At 67.8% G+C, this 18933-nt stretch carries 16 protein-coding genes and 2 tRNA genes; 12 read left to right on the forward strand and 6 right to left on the reverse strand.

Going from position 1 to position 18933, the window contains the following annotated elements:
- The first annotated feature begins 195 nt into the window (after nt 1-195).
- Nucleotides 196-1950 carry a gamma-glutamyltransferase gene (gene ggt / locus SGCZBJ_RS04040; RefSeq protein ID WP_240621409.1) on the forward strand — a complete coding sequence of 585 codons (1755 nt, stop codon included), beginning with the start codon at nt 196-198 and terminating at the stop codon, nt 1948-1950.
- A gap of 249 nt (nt 1951-2199) precedes the next feature.
- Here the strand turns inward: ggt and SGCZBJ_RS04045 are convergent, their stop codons facing one another.
- A complete protein-coding gene (locus SGCZBJ_RS04045) occupies nt 2200-2631 on the reverse strand; it encodes an acyl-CoA thioesterase (RefSeq protein ID WP_101716738.1) in 432 nt (143 codons plus the stop codon).
- A 15-nt stretch (nt 2632-2646) separates the two neighbouring features.
- Nucleotides 2647-2928, reverse strand: coding sequence for a zinc-finger domain-containing protein (locus SGCZBJ_RS04050; protein WP_101716739.1), 282 nt, complete (start codon nt 2926-2928; stop codon nt 2647-2649).
- A gap of 144 nt (nt 2929-3072) precedes the next feature.
- On the opposite strand from SGCZBJ_RS04050, the gene SGCZBJ_RS04055 reads away from it, so the two are divergent.
- Nucleotides 3073-4035: an ABC transporter ATP-binding protein gene (locus SGCZBJ_RS04055; RefSeq protein ID WP_101716740.1), complete on the forward strand. Its 963-nt coding sequence runs from the start codon at nt 3073-3075 to the stop codon at nt 4033-4035.
- 165 nt (nt 4036-4200) lie between these two features.
- Here the strand turns inward: SGCZBJ_RS04055 and SGCZBJ_RS04060 are convergent, their stop codons facing one another.
- Entirely contained in the window at nt 4201-5106 is a 906-nt protein-coding gene (locus tag SGCZBJ_RS04060) for a 5'-methylthioadenosine/S-adenosylhomocysteine nucleosidase (RefSeq protein ID WP_101716741.1), read from the reverse strand.
- A 137-nt stretch (nt 5107-5243) separates the two neighbouring features.
- Between SGCZBJ_RS04060 and SGCZBJ_RS04065 the strand changes: the two genes are divergently transcribed.
- The 4 genes from SGCZBJ_RS04065 (at nt 5244) to SGCZBJ_RS04080 (ending at nt 7849) form a co-directional block, all read left to right on the forward strand.
- Nucleotides 5244-6296, forward strand: a complete 1053-nt coding sequence (locus SGCZBJ_RS04065; protein WP_101716742.1) for a purine nucleoside permease — start codon at nt 5244-5246, stop codon at nt 6294-6296.
- Between the two features lie 3 nt (nt 6297-6299).
- The gene (locus SGCZBJ_RS04070; RefSeq protein WP_101716743.1) at nt 6300-7616 is read left to right on the forward strand and encodes an NCS2 family permease; all 1317 of its coding nucleotides are present in this window, start codon (nt 6300-6302) and stop codon (nt 7614-7616) included.
- A 58-nt stretch (nt 7617-7674) separates the two neighbouring features.
- Nucleotides 7675-7751: transfer RNA gene (locus tag SGCZBJ_RS04075), tRNA-Arg, on the forward strand.
- A gap of 21 nt (nt 7752-7772) precedes the next feature.
- A tRNA-Arg gene (locus SGCZBJ_RS04080) sits at nt 7773-7849 on the forward strand.
- A gap of 180 nt (nt 7850-8029) precedes the next feature.
- On the opposite strand, the gene SGCZBJ_RS04085 is transcribed toward SGCZBJ_RS04080, so the two are convergent.
- The gene (locus SGCZBJ_RS04085) at nt 8030-8425 is read right to left on the reverse strand and encodes a thermonuclease family protein (RefSeq protein ID WP_101716744.1); all 396 of its coding nucleotides are present in this window, start codon (nt 8423-8425) and stop codon (nt 8030-8032) included.
- Between the two features lie 171 nt (nt 8426-8596).
- Here SGCZBJ_RS04085 and SGCZBJ_RS04090 point away from each other — a divergent pair, with 171 nt between their 5' ends.
- Nucleotides 8597-9109, forward strand: coding sequence for a DUF4062 domain-containing protein (locus tag SGCZBJ_RS04090; protein ID WP_205685315.1), 513 nt, complete (start codon nt 8597-8599; stop codon nt 9107-9109).
- Entirely contained in the window at nt 9106-10542 is a 1437-nt protein-coding gene (locus SGCZBJ_RS04095; protein WP_101716746.1) for an ATP-binding protein, read from the forward strand. Before SGCZBJ_RS04090 ends, SGCZBJ_RS04095 begins: the two co-directional genes overlap by 4 nt.
- A 381-nt stretch (nt 10543-10923) precedes the next feature.
- On the opposite strand, the gene SGCZBJ_RS04100 is transcribed toward SGCZBJ_RS04095, so the two are convergent.
- Complete coding sequence (locus SGCZBJ_RS04100) at nt 10924-12390, reverse strand: integrase family protein (RefSeq protein WP_205685316.1); 1467 nt, start codon at nt 12388-12390, stop codon at nt 10924-10926.
- A gap of 323 nt (nt 12391-12713) precedes the next feature.
- Here SGCZBJ_RS04100 and SGCZBJ_RS04105 point away from each other — a divergent pair, with 323 nt between their 5' ends.
- Complete coding sequence (locus SGCZBJ_RS04105; protein ID WP_101716747.1) at nt 12714-13181, forward strand: low molecular weight protein-tyrosine-phosphatase; 468 nt, start codon at nt 12714-12716, stop codon at nt 13179-13181.
- A gap of 114 nt (nt 13182-13295) precedes the next feature.
- Here the strand turns inward: SGCZBJ_RS04105 and SGCZBJ_RS04110 are convergent, their stop codons facing one another.
- Complete coding sequence (locus tag SGCZBJ_RS04110) at nt 13296-13943, reverse strand: TetR/AcrR family transcriptional regulator (protein ID WP_101716748.1); 648 nt, start codon at nt 13941-13943, stop codon at nt 13296-13298.
- 168 nt (nt 13944-14111) lie between these two features.
- On the opposite strand from SGCZBJ_RS04110, the gene SGCZBJ_RS04115 reads away from it, so the two are divergent.
- From SGCZBJ_RS04115 to SGCZBJ_RS04125, 3 genes are all read left to right on the forward strand, one after another.
- Complete coding sequence (locus tag SGCZBJ_RS04115) at nt 14112-14291, forward strand: hypothetical protein (protein ID WP_101716749.1); 180 nt, start codon at nt 14112-14114, stop codon at nt 14289-14291.
- Between the two features lie 94 nt (nt 14292-14385).
- Complete coding sequence (locus tag SGCZBJ_RS04120; protein ID WP_101716750.1) at nt 14386-15561, forward strand: efflux RND transporter periplasmic adaptor subunit; 1176 nt, start codon at nt 14386-14388, stop codon at nt 15559-15561.
- Between the two features lie 187 nt (nt 15562-15748).
- The gene (locus tag SGCZBJ_RS04125) at nt 15749-18931 is read left to right on the forward strand and encodes an efflux RND transporter permease subunit (protein WP_101716751.1); all 3183 of its coding nucleotides are present in this window, start codon (nt 15749-15751) and stop codon (nt 18929-18931) included.
- Nucleotides 18932-18933: the final 2 nt, after the last annotated feature.

Below are 18933 nucleotides of genomic sequence, written 5' to 3' on the forward strand. Positions count from 1 at the left end.
GGTGGATAACTGCGCGAACCCTTGGCGCATAAGGATTTGTGGGCGTGAAAAAGATGTCGCAGGGGCGTGCGGCGGCGATTTTTCGCGAGCGTGGTGGCGGCGTCGGGGGCATGGTTCGTCGAATCTCCGCTGTCCGAGTCGGATTTCCGACGCGCCGGGCGGCCTGTTCCGCGCCCTCGCCCGAAGGATCCGCCCATGCGCCTGCCCGTTCTCGCCGCCCTCGCCGTCCTGACCGCTTGCGGAGGGATCGCCGGCTGCGCGACCGCGATGGGGCCGCAGGCGGCGGCGACCGTCCCCAGAACCGCCCCGGCCACCGCCGGCGCAGCCGCCGCGTACAGCCCGCGCGGCATGGTGGCCTCGGCCAATCCGCTGGCGACGGAAGCGGGCCTGCGGGTGCTGCGCGAGGGCGGCTCTGCCGTCGACGCCGCCGTGGCCGTGCAGGCGGTGCTGGGCCTGGTCGAGCCGCAGAGCTCGGGCCTGGGCGGCGGTTCCTTCATGGTCTTCTACGACGCCAAGACCGGCAAGGTGACGGCCTATGACGGCCGCGAGACCGCTCCGGCTGGCGCGACGCCTGCCCTGTTCTTGGGCGAGGACGGCAAGCCGGTGTCGTTCATCTCAGCGGTGCTGTCGGGCCGCTCGACCGGCGTGCCGGGCGCGGTGGCCATGCTGGCCCAGGCCCAGAAGGAGCATGGCGCCATCGGCTGGGATCGCCTGTTCCTCGACGCCGAAAAGCTGGCCGACCAGGGCTTTGTCGTCAGCCCGCGCCTGGCCTCGATGATCAACGGCCGTTCGCCCCAGGGCCAGACGCCGGACGCGGCGGCCTATTTCACCAAGCCGGACGGCCAGCGCTACCAGGCCGGCGAGGCCCTGAAGAACCCGGCCTACGCCGCCACCGTGCGCCGCCTGGCCGCCGAGGGCCCCTCGGCGCTGTATGAAGGCCCGCTGGCGGAAGCCATCGTCGCCAAGCTGCACGAGGGCGAGCGTCCCTCGGCCATGACCCTGGCCGACCTGAAGGCCTATAAGCCACGCAGCGCCGACGCCCTGTGCCGGCCGTGGAAGGTCTACAGCGTCTGCGTGCCCAACCCGTCGTCGAGCGGCGTCTCCTTGTTGCAGGCGCTGCTGATGCTCGAGCACACCGACATTTCCAAGCGCAACCAGAACGACCCGATCGCCTGGACCCAGATCGCCGAGGCCGAGCGGGTGATGTACGCCGACCGCGACCGCTATGTCGGCGATCCGGGCAAGGTGAGCGTGCCGGTCGAGGGCCTGCTGGAGCCGGCCTATGTGAAGGAACGCGCCAAGCTGATCGGCGAGACGGCCGGCCCGGCCCCGAGCTTCGGCCTGCCCAAGGGCGCGCCCAAGGTCGGCCCGGACTCGACGATCGAGCCGGGCGGCACGACCCACTTCGTCATCGTCGATGCGGCGGGCAACGTGGTGTCGATGACCACCACGGTCGAGAGCATCTTCGGCTCGGGTCGGATGGTCGGCGGCTTCTTCCTCAACAACCAACTGACCGACTTCAACTTCGCGCCGATCGACAAGGACGGCCTGCCCGGCGCCAACGCCGTGGCCGGCGGCAAGCGCCCGCGCTCGTCGATGTCGCCGGTGGTGGTGCTGGACAACAAGGGCAAGTTCCTGGCCGCGGTCGGCTCGCCGGGCGGCTCGGCCATCCTGTCCTATAACCTCAAGGCCATGGTCGGAGTGTTCGACTGGGGCCTGTCGATGCAGGACGCCGTGGCGCTGCCGAACCTGGTGGCGCGGGGGGATACGTTCTCGGGGGAAGTGAACCGCTTCGGCCCCGAGCTGACCGCCGCCCTGCAGGCGCGCGGCGTGATGGTCAAAGAAGGCCAGAACGAGAATTCGGGTCTGCACGGCGTGATCGTCCGCGCCGGCGGCAAGCTGGAGGGCGGCGCGGATCCGCGTCGCGAGGGCGTGGCCAAGGGCCTGTAACTCAGATTGCGAAAAAGCTCGTCATCCCGGAAAGCGCGCAGCGCTTATCCGGGATCCAAGGGCGGCCGCAATGCGCCGGCCAGCGCTCGGGTGATGGCTTCAGCCCGAGCGCCCAGTCTCCTGGGGCCCGGCCCTACCGCCCGCTGACGCGAGCGTCCGGCCGGAATGACGATGTTGGGAATAGGGGATGCGTTGCGTCCCCCTCAGTCGGCTTCGCCGACAGCTCCCCCTTCGGGGGAGCGTCTTGAATTACGGCAGCGGACGCGGCTTGCGATCTTCGCCGATGGCGACGAACGTGAACACGCCCTGCGTCACCTTGTGGGCCTTTTCGCCGTCGCGGCGGCGGCGCCAGGCCTCGACCTCGACCTTCAGCGAGGTGCGTCCCGTATGGATGATACGGGCGAACAGGCTGACCTCGTCGCCGACGAACACCGGGCTGATGAACACCATGCCGTCGACGGCGATGGTCGCGCAGCGGCCGGCCGCCCGGTGGAAGGCGATCGAGGCCGCGGCCAGGTCCATCTGCGACAGCAGCCAGCCGCCGAAGATGTCGCCTTCGGGGTTGGTGTCGGACGGCATGGCGATGGCGCGCAGGACCGGCGGGTCGTGCGGCCACTCGGCGGCTTCCCACGCCTTGGCGAGGGTCTCGGCCCGGGGGCCGGTCAGCGAGGAATCGTCCATCTTGGCTAGCCGGCCCTAGTGGCCGCTCGGGCCTTCGTAGACGCCGGGAGCCAGGCGCTCGTCCTCGTCGTGGCCGGCATGCTCGGCGGCGATGAAGCGGCGGTCGCAATAGGGGCAGTCGACCGAGCCGGCCGCGCCCATCTCCAGCCACACGCGCGGGTGGCCCAGCGCGCCGCCGACGCCGTCGCAGGCGATGCGGTGCGAATGGACGTGGACGATCTCCGGCGCCGGACCGGCGTTGACGGCGACGTCCATGGCGGTGGGGGCGGTCGGAGCTTCGGACTTGGCCTTGGCCATGGGGGAACTACCTTCGAATTCTGAGCGCGGCCTTGGCTAGGCGGCGAACGAGGCATACCTATGCGACGCGTCGGCGCCGCGTCAATTCGACGAAGCCGCGCACGCCTCTGTTTTCAAAGCCTTCCGCCCCCGATTGGACGCTTCATGGACCTGCCTGCCTACGCGATCGAAGCCGAGGGCCTGTTCAAGACCTATCCCGCCACCAAGACGGCGCCGGAAAAGCGCGCCCTGAACGGCATCGACCTGAAGGTGCCGCGCGGCTCGATCTTCGGGCTCCTTGGTCCTAATGGGGCGGGCAAGTCGACCTTCATCAACATCCTGGCCGGCCTGACCCGCAAGTCGAGCGGCACGGTGAAGATCTGGGGCCGCGACATCGACGAGCGGCCGCGCGACGCCCGCGCCGCCATCGGCGTGGTGCCGCAGGAACTGGCCGCCGACGTCTTCTTCACCCCGCGCGAGTCGCTTGAGGTGCAGGCCGGCTATTACGGCGTGCCCAAGAGCGAGCGCCGCACCGACGAGCTGCTGAACGCCCTGGGCCTGGGCGACAAGGCCAATGCTTACGTCCGCCAGCTGTCGGGCGGCATGAAGCGGCGCCTGATGGTGGCGAAAGCCATGGTCCACCAGCCGCCGGTGCTGATCCTCGACGAGCCGACCGCCGGCGTCGACGTCGAGTTGCGCCGCCAGCTGTGGGAATATGTGAAGGGCCTGCACGAGTTGGGCGTGACCATCGTGCTGACCACCCACTACCTGGAAGAAGCCCAGGAGCTGTGCGACCAGATCGCCATCGTCAACCGCGGCGAGGTGGTGGTGTGCGAGCCGACCCCGACGCTGCTGGGCCGCATGGACATCCGCAACGTGGTGGTGACGCCGGAGAGCCCGCTGGCGACGCCGCCGGCGCTGGAAGGCTTCGACACCAAGGGCCGGGCGGGCGGCGCCTTCTCGGTCAGCTACCGCACCGGCCAGTCCAGCGTCGAGCACGTGCTGGCCGCCGTGCGCGCGGCCGGCGTGTCGATCAAGGACATCGCGACGGAAGATCCCGACCTGGAGGATGTGTTCGTGTCGCTGACCTACGGCGATCCGAACGCCAAGGATCCGCTGAAGACCTGATCCCTCTCCCCTTGCGGGAGAGGGTGGCCCGCGAAGCGGGTCGGGTGAGGGGTCGCACAAACAGAAACGCCGCGACAGCCGATCAGCTGTCGCGGCGTTTTGTGTCTGAGAGACCCCTCATCCGTCGGCTACCGCCGACACCTTCTCCCGCAAGGGGAGAAGGATTCAGGGCAACGCCTTCACGAACGCCCGCACCACGGTGGCCGAGTTATCCGCCGCCAGGCGCAGGAAAACCGGGAACTGGTTCGTGGCCGGATCGCCGCCGGCGAGGTCCGACAGGCTGCGGAAGGCGATGAACGGGGTCTTGTTGACGTAGGCGACCTGGGCCACGGCGGCGCTTTCCATGTCGAGCACGCGGGCGCCGAAGGTCTTGTGGGCGTAGTCGCGGAAGGCGGCGTTGTCGACGAACACGGGCCCCGAGCCGCCGGCCCCGCCGACCACCACCTTGGGCGGCTTGGTCAGGCACTGGTCGGCTGCGCAGCGCTTGAGCGCCAGGCCTTCGACGCTCTTGCGGGCCAGCGCGATCAGTTCGGGATCGGCGGCGAACGACAGCCGGTCTTCCGCCTTGGCCGGGTCCTGGTTCACCGTCACCGCGCGCGGATGCATCATGCCGAAATTGGGCAGGTCGCTGACCAGGCCCGGCGTGGGGGCGAAGCCGCCCGGAACCTCGCGGGCATAGGCCATTTCCGAGGTCTGGGCCCAGGTCTCCGGCGCCACTACGTCGCCGACTTCCAGCTCTGGATCCGCGCCGCCGGCCACGCCGGAGAACACGATGCGGGTGACGTGGAAGCGGTCGAGCGCGGCCTGGGTGGTCATGGCCGCGTTGACCATGCTGATCCCCGACAGGAACAGCACCACCGGCTTGCCCTCCAGCGTGCCCGTGACGAAGCGGGCGCCGGCGGCCGTGAACTCCTGCTTGCCCGAGGTCGCCGCCTCCAGCGCCGCCATCTCCGGCGGGAAGGCGCTGACCACGGCCGTGCGCGGCGCGGCGTCCAGGCGTTCGGCGGCCTGGCTCGCCAGGGGCGCCAGCAGGGCCGCGCAGGTCAGGGCGAAGGTCGGGACGATACGCATGGAGAGGGCTTTCCGTGGTCGATTCGCGCGCACCCTAGCCCCGCGCGCGCCGACGCAGGAAGGCCCGGCGGCGAAGCTGTTGCATCCCCCGCCGCTTCCGACGATTTTCGCGCCGTTTTTGACGTAGCGGGGCAGGCATGCGGGCTTGGATCTTGAGAACATTGGTCGCTCTGGCGGCGCTATTTGGAGCGGCTGCTCCGACCCTGGCGGCCGCCAAGCCGATCCCGATCAAGGTGGTGGTCGTCACCACCTTCGAGATCGGCGCCGACACCGGCGACGTGGCCGGCGAGTTCCAGCCCTGGGTCGAGGGCTGGCCCCTCAAGCGGCAGATCAAGGTGCCGGGCATCCGCCACGTCGCGCGCTATTCCGACGACGGCGTGCTGGCCATCGTCAGCGACATGCGCGGACGCACCCGTGAAAGCGTCGCGGCCCTGATCCTGTCCAACCAGTTCGATCTGTCGAAAGCCTACTGGATCGTCAGCGGCATCGCCGGCGTCGATCCTGCGTCCGCCTCTGTCGGCAGCGCCGCCTGGGCCCGCTACGTCGTCGACGCCGACCCGATCTACGAGGTCGACGACCGCGAGATCCCCGCCGACTGGCCCTACGGCCTCTATTCCAACGACGCCGACCGCCCCAACGTGAAGGGCAGGGCCGAGGGCTCCAGCGCCATGGTCTGGACCCTGGATCGCGACCTGGTCGACTGGGCCTACGACCTGACCAAGGCCGTCGCGCTGCCCGACAATCCCGACCTCGTGAAACTACGCGCCGGCTACGTTAAGGAGCCCAACGCCGCCCGTCCGCCGTTCGTGCTGCAAGGCGACGCCCTGGGCGCGGTGCGCTTCTGGCACGGTACGCATCGCACCCAGTGGGCCCGCGACTGGGTCAAGCTCTGGACCGACGGCGCGGGGACCTTCACCATGAGCGACTGCGAAGACCAGGGGATCCTCGACGTGCTCGACGCCCATGCCGATAGCGGCCGCATCGACCGGCGCCGGGTTCTGGTGCTGCGCACCGCCAGCAACTACACGCGCCCGCCGCTGGGCGAGCCGACCTTCCCGCGCGTGCTGCACGACGATGGGGCCAAGGCCGCCTTCGAAGCCGAATTCCTCGTCGGGGGCGTCGTCGCCCGCGATCTCGTCAAGAACTGGGACCGCCGCGCGCTGGCCCTGCCCAAGGTCGGAGCCCGCTAAGCCATGCTCGAACGCCTCTTCAAGCTGCAGGCCCTGGGGACCAACGTCCGCACCGAGGTGCTGGCCGGCTTCACCACCTTCATGACCATGGCCTACATTGTCGTGGTCAATCCGGCGATCCTCGGCGAGACCGGCATGCCGATCGCCGCCGTGGCCGCCGCCACTTGCCTGGCGGCCGGCCTGGGCTCGATCCTGATGGGCCTGATCGCCAACTATCCGCTGGCGCTCGCGCCCGGCATGGGCCTCAACGCCTACTTCACCTACACCGTGGTCAAGGGCATGGGCGTGCCGTGGGAAACCGCGCTGGGCTGCGTGTTCATCTCGGGCGTGGCCTTCCTCATCCTGACCGTGGCAGGCATTCGCCAGATGATCGTGGCGGCCATCCCCCGGCCGCTGTTCTCGGCGGTCGCCGCGGGCGTTGGCCTGTTCATCGCCTTCATCGGCCTGAAGAGCGCCGGCGTCATCGTCGCCAACCCGGCCACGGCCGTGGCCCTGGGCGACCTGACCACGCCCTCGGCCGCCCTGGCCCTGATCGGCCTCGTCCTCATCGCCGCCCTCCAGGCCTGGCGGGTGAAGGGCGCGATCCTGATCGGCATCCTGCTGGCCGCGATCGCCGGCTGGCTCCTGGGCCTGTCGAAGTTCACGCCTGGCGCCTACAGCCTGTCGGACCTGTCGGCGACCTTCTTCAAGATGGACGTCGGCGCGGCCCTGCACCTGCAAGGCGGCATGGGCGTCGCCCTGCTCGAGATCATCTTCGTCTTCCTGTTCGTCGATTTGTTCGACAATGTCGGCACCCTGGTGGCCGTCACCAAGAAGGCGGGCCTTGTCGAACCGGACGGCACGATCCCGCGCCTCAACCGCATCCTCACCGCCGACTCCGCCGCCACCATGATCGGCGCGGCGGCCGGCACCAGCACCGTCTGCAGCTACATCGAGAGCGCCTCGGGCGTCACCGCCGGCGGCCGCACCGGCCTGACCGCCGTGGTGGTCGGGATCCTCTTCCTGATCACCCTGTTTTTCGCCCCGCTGGTCCAGGCCATCCCGGCCGCCGCCACCGCCCCGGCCCTGGTGCTGGTGGGCGCGCTGATGATCGGGTCGCTGGCGGAAGTGGACTGGGCCGACCCGACGGTGGCCATCCCGGCCTTCCTGACGGTGATCATCATCCCGCTGACCTTCTCGATCGCCAACGGCCTGGCGTTCGGCATCACCAGCTACGCCGTGCTGAAGGCCGTGACCGGCAAGCTGCGCAAGGGCGACTGGCTGCTCGTGGTCCTGGCGGCGCTGTTCGTGATCCGCTTCGTCTATCTGGCGAAAGGCTGACCAAAACCCTTTGCGCGAGCGCGGCTTTCAGCTAAGACCGCGCTTCCGCAAGGCGGATGCACCCGTAGCTCAGCTGGATAGAGCGTTGCCCTCCGAAGGCAAAGGTCACACGTTCGAATCGTGTCGGGTGCGCCAGTCCTACTTGCCAAGAAATGCGCGCCCGTAGCTCAGCTGGATAGAGCATCAGACTACGAATCTGAGGGTCGGACGTTCGAATCGTTCCGGGCGCGCCATTTTCTCCAGGAAAATCAATAACTTGCCCACCTCCCTGGGGCGTGGCCCGTTCTAAATCCGCGATTAGTACGGGTTTTAGTCCGGGGCGACGATCCTGCACGCGCCATCCCGCCGCCACCGCATCCCATCCTCCGCACTCCGACAGGTTGTCGCTCGGCCCTGTCCGAATCGAAATCCTCCTATGGAGCCGGTGCCCAGTGGCCTCTCTTGGCAGAGCGGGCCTCGGCTTCTTCCCTGGCATATGCGCCCTTACTGTAGCGGCGGTACTCTGTCGCAAGGCCGGATCGGATGAGCGCGGCGTTTACGTCGGGCGTTGCATCGGACCAGCAGCGGCCGACGAACCGGCCATATCGATCTCGATCGACAAAGCGGCAGCCCACCCGTCCACGCGTTAGTCGCAATAGTTCGTCCCGTGCTTCATAGGCCAAGGGCTCGGCGGGTTTCGCGCCTCGCCTGACCTCCGGCGCATCGACGCCGAAGAGCCGGACACGTTCCTGGCCGCATCGCAGCGTATCTCCGTCGTGCACGGCTGGAGACGTACAGGCGATGATTGCAGCGGCGAGCTGGACGAGCATGGCCGCTTGTCGCGGGGCCCACGTTTCAACGCAAGCCTCTAGCCTAGCCCAGGCCGCTCCAGCACGCGGGTTACTCCTACTATAGTAACGTTTGAGTGGACAGTTGCGGTCGATACAGCTTCAAGAAGGTTATGAAGCCGCACGACGATACAGCTCTACGCCTCGCCGCCCTTGAAGCCAACCTTCTCCAACGTCAGTGCGTTCGACAATTGCATTGCCGCGGTCAAGGCATGCGATCTCTTCCTAGGCATCATCACGCCCAAGTATGGCTCGGGCCGCGACGGGGACGGGATCTCGATCACGCATCAGGAACTGCTGACGGCGATCGAGGAGAACAAGCCGCGCTGGCTTCTGGCTCACGACCACGTTGTCTTCGCCCGCAAGCTGCTGGCCAGGATGGGCTATGATACAGCCGAGAAGCGCGCGCAGTCGCCCTTCAAGCCGGGCGGGTCGGTGATGGACGACCTGCGCGTCATCGACATGTACGAGGCCGCCACGCGCGAGGACATCCAATTGAAGGACCGCACGGGCAACTGGGTGCAGAAGTTCGTCAACGGCGAGGACGCGCTGCGCTACGCCACCGCTCAGTTCTACCGCTTCCAGGAGGTCCGTAGGTTCCTTGACGAACACCTCGCCGATGTAGACCGCGTCCGGGCCCGCGTGCAGGAGGACCTGCAGCGATGATCTTCGCCGATATCCGAGCCCAGATCGACGAGGGAGAAGGCCCGCTGGCGGCCTTCGCGCCCCATGCGGCCGACAAGGCCGGCCTTGCGGCCTTGGTCTGCGGCTTTCTCAACACGCGCGGCGGCGTCGTCTTCGTCGGCGTCGACGCCGACGGCTCGATCCTGGGCGTGCCTAGCGCCAACATCATGCGCGCTGAGCTGGAGACCTACCTTCAGAACGCCATCACGCCGACGGCGCTTTTCACCCTGAGTGTCGATGTCGAAGGCGATGTCTCGATCATCACCATCGAGGCCCCGCAAGGACGCGACAAGCCCTATGTCGTTGACGGCAAGATCTGGGTGCGATCGGGCCGCCGCACGCTCCCGGCCACGTCGGACGCTCTTCGCGAGCTGGCTCAGGTCCGCTCCGTCGAAGCTGCGCGCTGGGAGCGGCGTCCCTCGGTCGGGCTGGAGGACGAGGACCTCGTCGAGCGGGAAATCCGCGCCACGGTCGAAGACGCCCGCAGCTCGGACCGCTACGCCTTCACGGGGGAGGAAGACACCTTCACGGTCCTGCGCCAGTTGGGCATGGTGGTTTCAGGCGGCCTGACCCAGGCCTGCGACGTGGTCTTCGCCGCAAAGCCCGCCATGCGCCATCCCCAATGCCGCGTGCGGTTCGTCCAGTACGCCTCGGACAAGACCGGCGCGGCCTTTCTGGACAACCAGGTGTTCGAAGGCCCGCTCGTCCAGGTCTTTAACCGCCTGTTCGACAAGGTCGGCGCTCACGTGCGAATCCAGGCCCGCTTCGGCGGGGACGGCCACGGCCGCGAGGATCGTCCCAACTATTCCCAGGACGCCCTGCGCGAAGGCCTGGTCAACGCTCTGGCCCACCGCGACTATGCGAGCTTCTCCGGCGGCGTGGCGGTTTCGGTCTATCCGGACCGCATCGAGATCTGGAACTCTGGTCAGCTTCCGGCGGGGCTCAAGGTCGCCGACCTCTTAAGGCCTCACCCCTCAATCCCCACCAATCCGGACATAGCCCACGTTCTCTATCTTCGCCGGCTGATGGAACGGATCGGTCGCGGCACCCAGAAGATCCTGGCGGCCTGCACCGAGCTTGGGGCACCAGCCCCGAGCTGGAAGGTCGCCTCGACGGGCGTGACCCTAACGATTTTCGCCGCCGACGCGCCGAGGAAGGCGTCTCAGCCAAAGCCGACTCTGGCCAAGCCGATCGGGGCTGCGGCGACCGCGACGGCGCTTAATGAGCGCCAGGGCGCGACCCTGGCCCAGCTTCGGCCGGGCGACTCCATTCGCTTGCCCGAGTACATGGATCAGCATGGCGTGTCCGAGCGCCAGGCTCGTCGCGACCTTGCCGGGCTGACCGAGCGTGGTTTCCTTGTCCGCAAGGGCAAGGGACCGGCCACCGACTACCAGCGCAGCGACAAGACGATCTAGGAATCCGGCCAAGGCCCGCGAATCCGGCCACGGGTACTGGATTGGGTTGTGGCCGGATTAGTCTTAGGCGCGTGCTGGTCCCAAAACTCATAAACTGTTGTGCGCACAAAGAGATTCGAGTCTCGGGCTATCGCGGATCCGGCCAAAACTGAGAATCCGGCCAAATCCGGCCAAATCCGGCCAGCAACATGCAAACGCGTCTGTTCACTGCTTCGGGCGAAATGTTTGCGGCTGTAAGTCTCAGTTTTTCCTAGTATTCCCGCAAATTTGTCTAGCTGCCCGTCAGCAAGTCCGGCCAGATCCGGCCATCGGCGCGGATAGGGAAGTGGCCAGGATGGCCGGGCGGGCGCGCCGGCCTTGGCGCGTGAGGGCCTGGACCACTCAGCCCAAGGCGTGCGCCGCCTCCCTCGCCCACACCGCATCGACGAGGAGGCTGGTGCCGGCGCGGTTCTTCGTCGGCGGCCGGCCAACGCGCCGCCGAGGCTTGCCTTCCACTGTGAGCGGGTTGGTCTCGCAGTAGGTCTTGGTTCGCCGATCCGGCGGCGTGGGGTCGCGCAGCGGGTCGCCGATCTTCCGCGACGGCAGCGTAGGCCAGCGCGCGCCGTCGCCACCCGACTGGGCGATGACGAGCCGGGAAATCTCCTCCTGAGCCTTGCGCAGGTGGCCGACGAGGAGCTTGGCGCGGGTGATGTAGCCGGCGTTCACGCCTGGCAGGCTGTGGTTCATCAGCAGGTGGCAGTCCAATTCGGAGAGGCCCGCCGCCTGCCCGACGGTCCGATAGGTCTGGCGAAGGTCATTGCCGAACTTGCAGAGAACCTGGCGCTGTTCGCGGTGCACGGTCATGTGCCCCTCGCGGCTTTCGCCAGCGAAGATCCAGGTCGCCGCTTGGTCGGGAAGCAAGAAACGGCTGGCGCGCATGGCGCGGACCAGGCACCGGACCATCGCCCGCGATAGGGGGATGTCGAAGGCGCGGTCCTCGCCGCCCTTCGGGCGTGGCATGTGCAGGACGCGTTCGCGCAGGTTCAGGTGCTCGACTCGAGCCCTGAGAAGGGCGGCCGGCCGACTGCCCGACAGCAGAGTGAACAGGTGGAATTCGCGCCGGATTGGGTGGCGAAGGCGCCTGGCCTGCTCGATCCATGCTGGCAGGTCCTCCACGCCCATGGCCGTGTCCCGGCGTTTGACCACGTTCCAGTCGACCGCGAGTGTAGGGTTCTCGGGCGGCAGGTCCCGGTTGCGCTTGCGGGCGTGGTTGTAGATCGCCCGTAGCGTCCGCATCGCCCCGTTGGCGATGCCGGGTCCATTGTCGTGCGTGATCTTGTCGTGGCGGTCGGCGACCATGCCTGGGCTCTCGCCCAATTCGCTTAGCGGCTTGTCGAGCCAGTCGGAGAACAGACGCTCGACGTGGTCGCCATAGCCTTCGATGGTCGCCTCGCTACGACCCTTCCGTTCCATATGCGACGACCGGTAGCGCGCCCAGGCCTGCCTCAAGGTCACGCCCTTGCCGCCTTCGGCTCCGCCGACGGCGGGGGCAGCTGCGGCCTCCGCGGCTACCTTGGCCTTGGACTCTTCGCGGTGTAACTCGCCGCTGAGGATCCTGGCCAGCGTTCCCTTGGCGGCGATCCTGGCCTCGCGCACGGACATCTCGTCGACGGCGCCAATCGCTAGGCGCTTTCCCTTCCGCTGGCCGTCCTGCCAGAACTCGGCCTGGACGACGTATGTCTTCTTGCGGACGCCCACGACGACGAAGAAGCCGCGAAGGTCGCGGTCGCGGACCATGTACTGGCCCTTGTGGGCCAGGGGGAGCTGGGCGAGCGCCCGGTCCGAGAACGAAAACGTTTGGCTGCTCATGTTCGAAATCTAACGGTCAGCTGCATCGGATGTGGCGGGATTTAGTACGGGCGCTACTACGGGGTGGCGGCCATAAAAGTCTAAATCTCGACCTGCGCAGCTATCCTATCACATCCGATGCTCCGGATGGAATATACAACAAGTACAATATGTTTCGGGATGTGGCGTACTGTGGCGTAAATCGAAGACGAATACTTAATGATACTACGAATCTGAGGATCGGACGTTCGAATCGTTCCGGGCGCGCCATTCTTCTTCTCCTTGAAGATACTCCTGAAAATTCAGAGTTGTCGGCGCGGCGGGTTTGGCCGTAGCGCTGGGGCATGACCGTTTCCGTACTCTTCGTCTGCCTGGGCAACATCTGTCGCTCGCCGCTGGCCGAGGCCGCGTTCCGGTTGGAGGCGCAGCGGCTGGGGCTGGATGTCGTGGCGGATTCGGCCGGCACCGGCGGCTGGCATGCGGGCGATCCGCCGGATCGGCGGGCGCAGGCCACGGCGCGACGGCACGGGGTGGAGATCGGGCATTACGCGGCGCGGCAGGTGACGGCGGCCGACTTCAAGCGCTTCGACCACGTGGTGGCGCTGGATCTGGACAATCTGCGCAACCTGAAGCGCCTGGCGCCGGCTGGGAGCCGGGCGCAGCTAAGCCTGCTGCTCGATCACGTCGACGGGCGGGCCGGAGAGGCCGTGGCCGATCCCTATTACGGCGACGACGCCGGGTTCGAGGTCACCTGGGCCGACGCGATGGCAGGGGCGCGCGGGCTGGCGGCTAAACTGAGACCCACTCCCTGAAGGGAGAGGTGTCGCCGGAGAGGGAAGAAACGACGACTTCAACAAAAGCTGAAAACGCCCCCCCTCCGGCCCTCCGGGCCATCTCCCCCAGAGGGCGAGGATCTTTGAGCGCGACTACCGCTCGCCCAGGTGCACGCGGATCAGGCTGCGGGCGGCGCGGGCGACCGAGCGGGCGGGGCCGTCGGCGCCGAGGGTGACGCGGGCGGTGTAGGCGCCCTCCATCAGCAGCATCAGGGCGTCGGCCAGTTCGTCGTCGGTGGTCCCGCCACGACGGCACAGGTCGATCAGACGGCCGTGCAGCGAGCGCTTGTAGTTCACCGACACCTGCTGGGCCGGGTGGTTCTCCTCGTGCAACTCGATGGCGGCGTTCGACAGCGGGCAGCCGTGGACGTTCATGTCGCAGGCCTTGGTCTCGAAGGCGTCGAAGATCGCCTCCAGCTGGGCGCGCGGATCGGTGCAGCAGCAGGCCGTGACGCCGTCCCACCAGGCCCAGTATTCGCGCTCCTGCTCTCGCAGGACCTCTGCGACCAGTTCGTCCTTGGAGGGAAAGTTCCGGTACAGCGTCATCTTGGTCGCCTCGGCCTCGGCCGCGATGGCCTCGACGCCGACGGCCCGGATGCCGTGCTGGTAGAAGAGCTCGCGGGCCGTCTCGAAGATCCGGTCGCGGGCGGGCCTCTTGGACGCCGGCGGGCCGTCCGGCGCGCACGCCGTCCCGGCTCCCAGCTCCCCCGAGCCGACCTCCCCAGATTTTCTCGCAGCCATTTTCGTAGCACCTCGCCTTGACGTGAGAGTTACCGGTCAGTATCTCTCCACCAGGGAGTGATACCGAACGGTATCGTCACATCCTAAATCGTCATTCCGCCGAGCCAAGTCAAGCAACAGACCCTGCGACATTTCTCACCCTCTTACCCCTTGAACGGAGCGCAAGCCATGCCGAACGCGAGCGACATCACCGCCGCCCCCGAAGCCGCCGCGGCCTGCCTCTCCACCGGGTGGCTGGCCAGCGCGGCCCGTCACGGCCGGTCGATCCAACGCTGGATCGGCAAGGCCGCCGCGCCCAAGCCCCGCACCCGATCGTCGCGGCCCTATCGCCCGCCGACCTGGGAATAGTCGTCCCAAGCGTCCCTCCCCAGGCGGGCCTCCCCGTCCGCTCTCCTTTCTTGTCCGCTCGCCTCCCCGGGCGTCTCTTTCGACAGGTCTTCCGATGCGCCAAGCCATCAACACCTTCGCCGGCCTCGCCGCGCTGGCGGTCCTTACCGCCTGCAGCGCCCAGGCCAAGCCCGAACAGGGCCCCGCCCCCGCCGTGCAGGTCACCGTCGCCGACGTGGCCTTCAAGTCGCTGCGCCAGTGGGACGACTTCACCGGCCGCCTCGAGGCGGTCGACACCGTCGACATCCGCCCCCGGGTCGGCGGCTATGTGAACGCCGTGCGCTTTGCCGAAGGCGCCTATGTCCGCAAGGGCCAGGTGCTGTTCGAGATCGACCCGCGCCCGTTCCAGGCCGAAGCCGCCCGCGCCGGCGCCGAAGTGGCCCGCGCCAAGGCCGGCCTTGATCTGGCCGTCGTCAACCGCGAGCGCGGCCAGCGGCTGATCGACCAGAACGCCCTGGCCCGCAGCGAATTCGACCGCCTGGCCTCGGAAGAAAAGGCCGCCCAGGCCAACCTCGCCGCCGCCCAGGCCGCCCTGCAGACCGCCCGCCTGAACCTGGAATGGACCAAGGTGACCTCGCCGATCGACGGCCGCGTCTCCAAGGCCCTGATCACCCGCGGCAACCTGGTCACCCAGGCCGACATGCTGACCACGGTGGTCTCGGACGCGCCGATCTACGCGGCCTTCAGCGCCGACGAGCAGACCTTCCTGAAGTACGCCGCCGCCGAGCGCGGCAAGGAAAGCCCAGTCTATATGGGCCTGATGACCGAGGACGGCTATCCGCACGAGGGCAAGCTGTCGTTCATCGACAACGCCCTGGACGCCAAGAGCGGCACGATCAGCGGCCGGGCGATCTTCGCCAACGCCGACGGCAAGTTCACGCCGGGCCTGTTCGCCCGCATCCGCCTGGTCAGCGCCGCCAGCCAGACGGTGGCCCTGGCCCCCGACCGCGCCATCGCGACCGATCTGGGCAAGCGCTACGTGATCGTCGTCGACCAGGCCAACAAGGCCCAGTACCGCCCGGTCGAGGTGGGTCCGCTGGCCGGCAACCTGCGCGTCGTCCGCCAGGGCCTCAAGCCCGGCGACCGGGTGATCGTCGGCGGCCTGCAGAAGGTCAAGCCCGGCGACACCGTCGCCCCGGTGGCGGTTAAGACGCAGGCGGCCGATCTGGGCCAGCTGGAAGTCGGCCCGCAGAAGGTGGCCTCGGTCGCGACGAGCACGAGCCAGAACTAACGGCAGAGCGCGAAACCCTCGTCCTTCGACAAGCTCAGGATGAGGGTTTCGCCTGACCCGCCCCTCGCAAAAGTAGCCCTCTTCCTGAGCCTGTCGAAGGACGAGGGCGGCCCCTCTGAACGCTCCCCTCTCCCGCAAAGGCCGAGGGGGTCTCCAAACTCGTCCCTCTCCTCCCCGGACGCTCCCCATGAACTTCGCAAAATTCTTCGTCGGACGACCGCGGTTCGCCGCCGTGCTGTCCATCGTCATCTTCATCGCGGGGCTTGTCGCCCTGCCCAACCTGCCGATCAGCGAGTACCCCGAGGTGGTGCCGCCGACGGTCGTGGTGCGCGCGGCCTATCCCGGCGCCAACCCGTCGGTGATCGGCGAGACCGTCGCCGCCCCGCTGGAGCAGGCCATCAACGGCGTCGAGGGGATGATCTACCAGTCGTCCCAGTCGGCCTCGGACGGGGCCATGATCCTGACCGTGACCTTCGCGCTCGGCACCGACCTGGATAAGGCCCAGGTGCAGGTGCAGAACCGCGTCGCCCAGGCCCTGCCGAAACTGCCCCAGGAGGTGCAGCGCATCGGCGTGACCACCAACAAGGCCTCGCCCGACCTGACCCTGGTCGTGCACATGGTCTCGCCCAACAACCGCTACGACATGCTGTACCTCAGCAACTACGCGCAGCTGAACGTGCGGGACCGCCTCAAGCGCATCGACGGCGTGGGCGACGTGCAGATCTTCGGCGCCGGCGCCTATTCCATGCGGGTGTGGCTGGATCCGGAGAAGGTGGCCGCTCTGGGCATGACCGCCGGCGACGTCGTGCGGGCCCTGCGCGAGCAGAACGTCCAGGTGGCCGCCGGCCAGCTGGGCGCGCCGCCCAACGCCGGCTCGGGCGCGGAATTCCAGCTGTCGATCAACGCCCCCGGGCGCCTGACCGACGAGGACCAGTTCCGCGACGTCATCATCCGCTCGGGCGCCGACGGCCAGATCACCCGCCTGGGCGACGTGGCCCGCGTCGAGCTGGGCGCCAACAACTACGCCCTGCGCTCGCTGCTGGACAACAAGTCGGCCGTGGCCGTGCCGATCTTCCAGCGCCCCGGCTCCAACGCCCTGGAGATGGCGGCCGAGGTCAAGAAGACCATGAAGGAGCTGAAGAAGGACTTCCCCGAGGGCGTCGACTACGAGATCATCTACGACACGACCGCCTTCGTGCAGGAAAGCATCGACTCGGTGGTCCACACCCTGGTCGAGGCCATCATCCTGGTGGTCATCGTGGTGGTGATCTTCCTGCAAGGCTGGCGGGCCTCGGTGATCCCGCTGCTGGCCGTGCCGGTGTCGCTGATCGGCACCTTCGCGATCATGCTGCTGCTGGGCTTCGGCCTCAACGCCCTGACCCTGTTCGGCCTGGTGCTGGCTATCGGCATCGTCGTCGACGACGCCATCGTCGTGGTCGAGAACGTCGAGCGCCACATCGAGAACGGCCTCTCGCCGCCCGAGGCCACCCGCAAGGCGATGAGCGAGGTCACCGGCCCGATCATCGCCGTGGCCCTGGTGCTCTGCGCGGTTTTCATCCCCACGGCCTTCATCACCGGCCTGTCGGGCCAGTTCTACCGCCAGTTCGCCCTGACGATCGCCATCTCGACGATCATCTCGGCCATCAACTCGCTGACCCTGTCGCCGGCCCTGGCCGCTGTGCTCCTGAAGTCGCACCACGCGCCCAAAGACCGCTTCCAGAAGCTGATCGACCGCCTGCTGGGCTGGCTGTTCGTTCCCTTCAACAAGGTCTTCCACCGCGCCTCGAATGGCTATGTCCGCGGCGTGAAGGCGACCCTGGGCCGCTCGACCGCCTCGCTGTTCGTCTATGGCGGCCTGCTGCTGCTCACCGCTCTCGCGTTCGCCCGCACCCCGTCCGGCTTCGTGCCGCAGCAGGACAAGGCCTATGTGGTCGCCGTCGTGCAGCTGCCCGACGCCGCCTCGCTGGACCGCACCGAGGCCGTGATCAAGCAGATGGGCGACATCGCCATGAAGACCCCGGGCATCGAGCACTCGGTGGCCTTCCCGGGCCTGTCGGCCAACGGCTTCATCAACAGCCCCAACGCCGGCGCGGTGTTCTTCCCGCTCAGCGACTTCAAGGACCGCAGGAGCAAGGACCTGTCGGCCGGCGCCATCGTGGGCCAGCTGAACCAGAAGTTCGCCGCCATCCCCGACGCCCAGATCGCGGTCTTCCCGCCGCCGTCCGTGCAGGGGCTGGGCACCATCGGCGGGTTCCGCATGCAGATCGTCGACAAGGCCGGCCTCGGCTCGGACGAGCTCTACAAGCAGACCCAGGCGATCATCGCCAAGGCGCAGAAGGATCCGGCCCTGGCCGGCGTCTTCTCCAGCTACCAGGTCAGCGTGCCCAAGATCCAGGCCGACATCGATCGTGAGAAGGCCCGGGCCCAGGGCGTGTCGCTGACCGACCTGTTCGAGACCCTGCAGGTCTATCTGGGCTCGCTGTACGTCAACGACTTCAACCGCTTCGGGCGGACCTACGAGGTCAACGTGCAGGCCGACCAGGACTTCCGCCTGCAACCCGAGCAGATGCTGCGCCTGCAGACCCGCAACGGCGACGGCCAGATGATCCCGCTGGGCGCCTTCGTCAGCTTCAAGGAGGCCACCGGTCCCGACCGCGAGATGCACTACAACGGCATGCTGACCGCCGAGATCAACGGCGGCCCGGCCCCCGGCTTCTCGACCGGCCAGGCCCAGGCGGCGCTGGAGAAGATCGCGGCCGAGGAGCTCCCCAACGGCATCGGCTTCGAATGGACCGAGCTGACCTACCAGCAGATCCTGGCCGGCAACACGGCGATCTACATCTTCCCGCTGTGCGTGCTGCTGGCCTTCCTCGTGCTGGTCGCCCAGTACGAAAGCTGGAGCCTGCCGCTGGTGGTGATCCTGATCGTTCCGATGACCCTGCTGTCGGCCCTGGTCGGCGTGCTGGTCACCGGCGGCGACAACAACATCTTCACCCAGATCGGCCTGATCGTGCTGGTGGGGCTGGCGTGCAAGAACGCCATCCTGATCGTCGAGTTCGCCCGCGAACGCGAGATCGAGGGCGACACGCCGCTCCAGGCGGTGCTCGAAGCCTGCCGCCTGCGTCTGCGTCCCATCCTGATGACCTCGATCGCCTTCATCATGGGCGTCTGGCCGCTGGTGGTGTCGCACGGTGCGGGCGCGGAGATGCGCCGGGCCATGGGCGTGGCGGTGTTCTCCGGCATGCTGGGCGTCACCGTCTTCGGCCTGATCCTGACGCCGGTGTTCTACTACGTCATCCGCCGGCTCTCGGGCCGCAAGTCGCTGGCGACCGTCAAGACGGCCCCAGCGGTGGAGGCGCAGGCGCACTAGCA

Source organism: Caulobacter zeae (assembly GCF_002858925.1).
Taxonomy (GTDB): domain Bacteria; phylum Pseudomonadota; class Alphaproteobacteria; order Caulobacterales; family Caulobacteraceae; genus Caulobacter; species Caulobacter zeae.

Bases quoted from the DNA above. Each gene is read 5' to 3' on its own strand.
- ggt (WP_240621409.1), top strand. From the start codon at position 196: ATGCGCCTGCCCGTTCTCGCCGCCCTCGCCGTCCTGACCGCTTGCGGA.
- SGCZBJ_RS04045 (WP_101716738.1), bottom strand. From the start codon at position 2,631: ATGGACGATTCCTCGCTGACCGGCCCCCGGGCCGAGACCCTCGCCAAG.
- SGCZBJ_RS04050 (WP_101716739.1), bottom strand. From the start codon at position 2,928: ATGGCCAAGGCCAAGTCCGAAGCTCCGACCGCCCCCACCGCCATGGAC.
- SGCZBJ_RS04055 (WP_101716740.1), top strand. From the start codon at position 3,073: ATGGACCTGCCTGCCTACGCGATCGAAGCCGAGGGCCTGTTCAAGACC.
- SGCZBJ_RS04060 (WP_101716741.1), bottom strand. From the start codon at position 5,106: ATGCGTATCGTCCCGACCTTCGCCCTGACCTGCGCGGCCCTGCTGGCG.
- SGCZBJ_RS04065 (WP_101716742.1), top strand. From the start codon at position 5,244: ATGCGGGCTTGGATCTTGAGAACATTGGTCGCTCTGGCGGCGCTATTT.
- SGCZBJ_RS04070 (WP_101716743.1), top strand. From the start codon at position 6,300: ATGCTCGAACGCCTCTTCAAGCTGCAGGCCCTGGGGACCAACGTCCGC.
- SGCZBJ_RS04085 (WP_101716744.1), bottom strand. From the start codon at position 8,425: ATGCTCGTCCAGCTCGCCGCTGCAATCATCGCCTGTACGTCTCCAGCC.
- SGCZBJ_RS04095 (WP_101716746.1), top strand. From the start codon at position 9,106: ATGATCTTCGCCGATATCCGAGCCCAGATCGACGAGGGAGAAGGCCCG.
- SGCZBJ_RS04100 (WP_205685316.1), bottom strand. From the start codon at position 12,390: ATGAGCAGCCAAACGTTTTCGTTCTCGGACCGGGCGCTCGCCCAGCTC.
- SGCZBJ_RS04105 (WP_101716747.1), top strand. From the start codon at position 12,714: ATGACCGTTTCCGTACTCTTCGTCTGCCTGGGCAACATCTGTCGCTCG.
- SGCZBJ_RS04110 (WP_101716748.1), bottom strand. From the start codon at position 13,943: ATGGCTGCGAGAAAATCTGGGGAGGTCGGCTCGGGGGAGCTGGGAGCC.
- SGCZBJ_RS04115 (WP_101716749.1), top strand. From the start codon at position 14,112: ATGCCGAACGCGAGCGACATCACCGCCGCCCCCGAAGCCGCCGCGGCC.
- SGCZBJ_RS04120 (WP_101716750.1), top strand. From the start codon at position 14,386: ATGCGCCAAGCCATCAACACCTTCGCCGGCCTCGCCGCGCTGGCGGTC.
- SGCZBJ_RS04125 (WP_101716751.1), top strand. From the start codon at position 15,749: ATGAACTTCGCAAAATTCTTCGTCGGACGACCGCGGTTCGCCGCCGTG.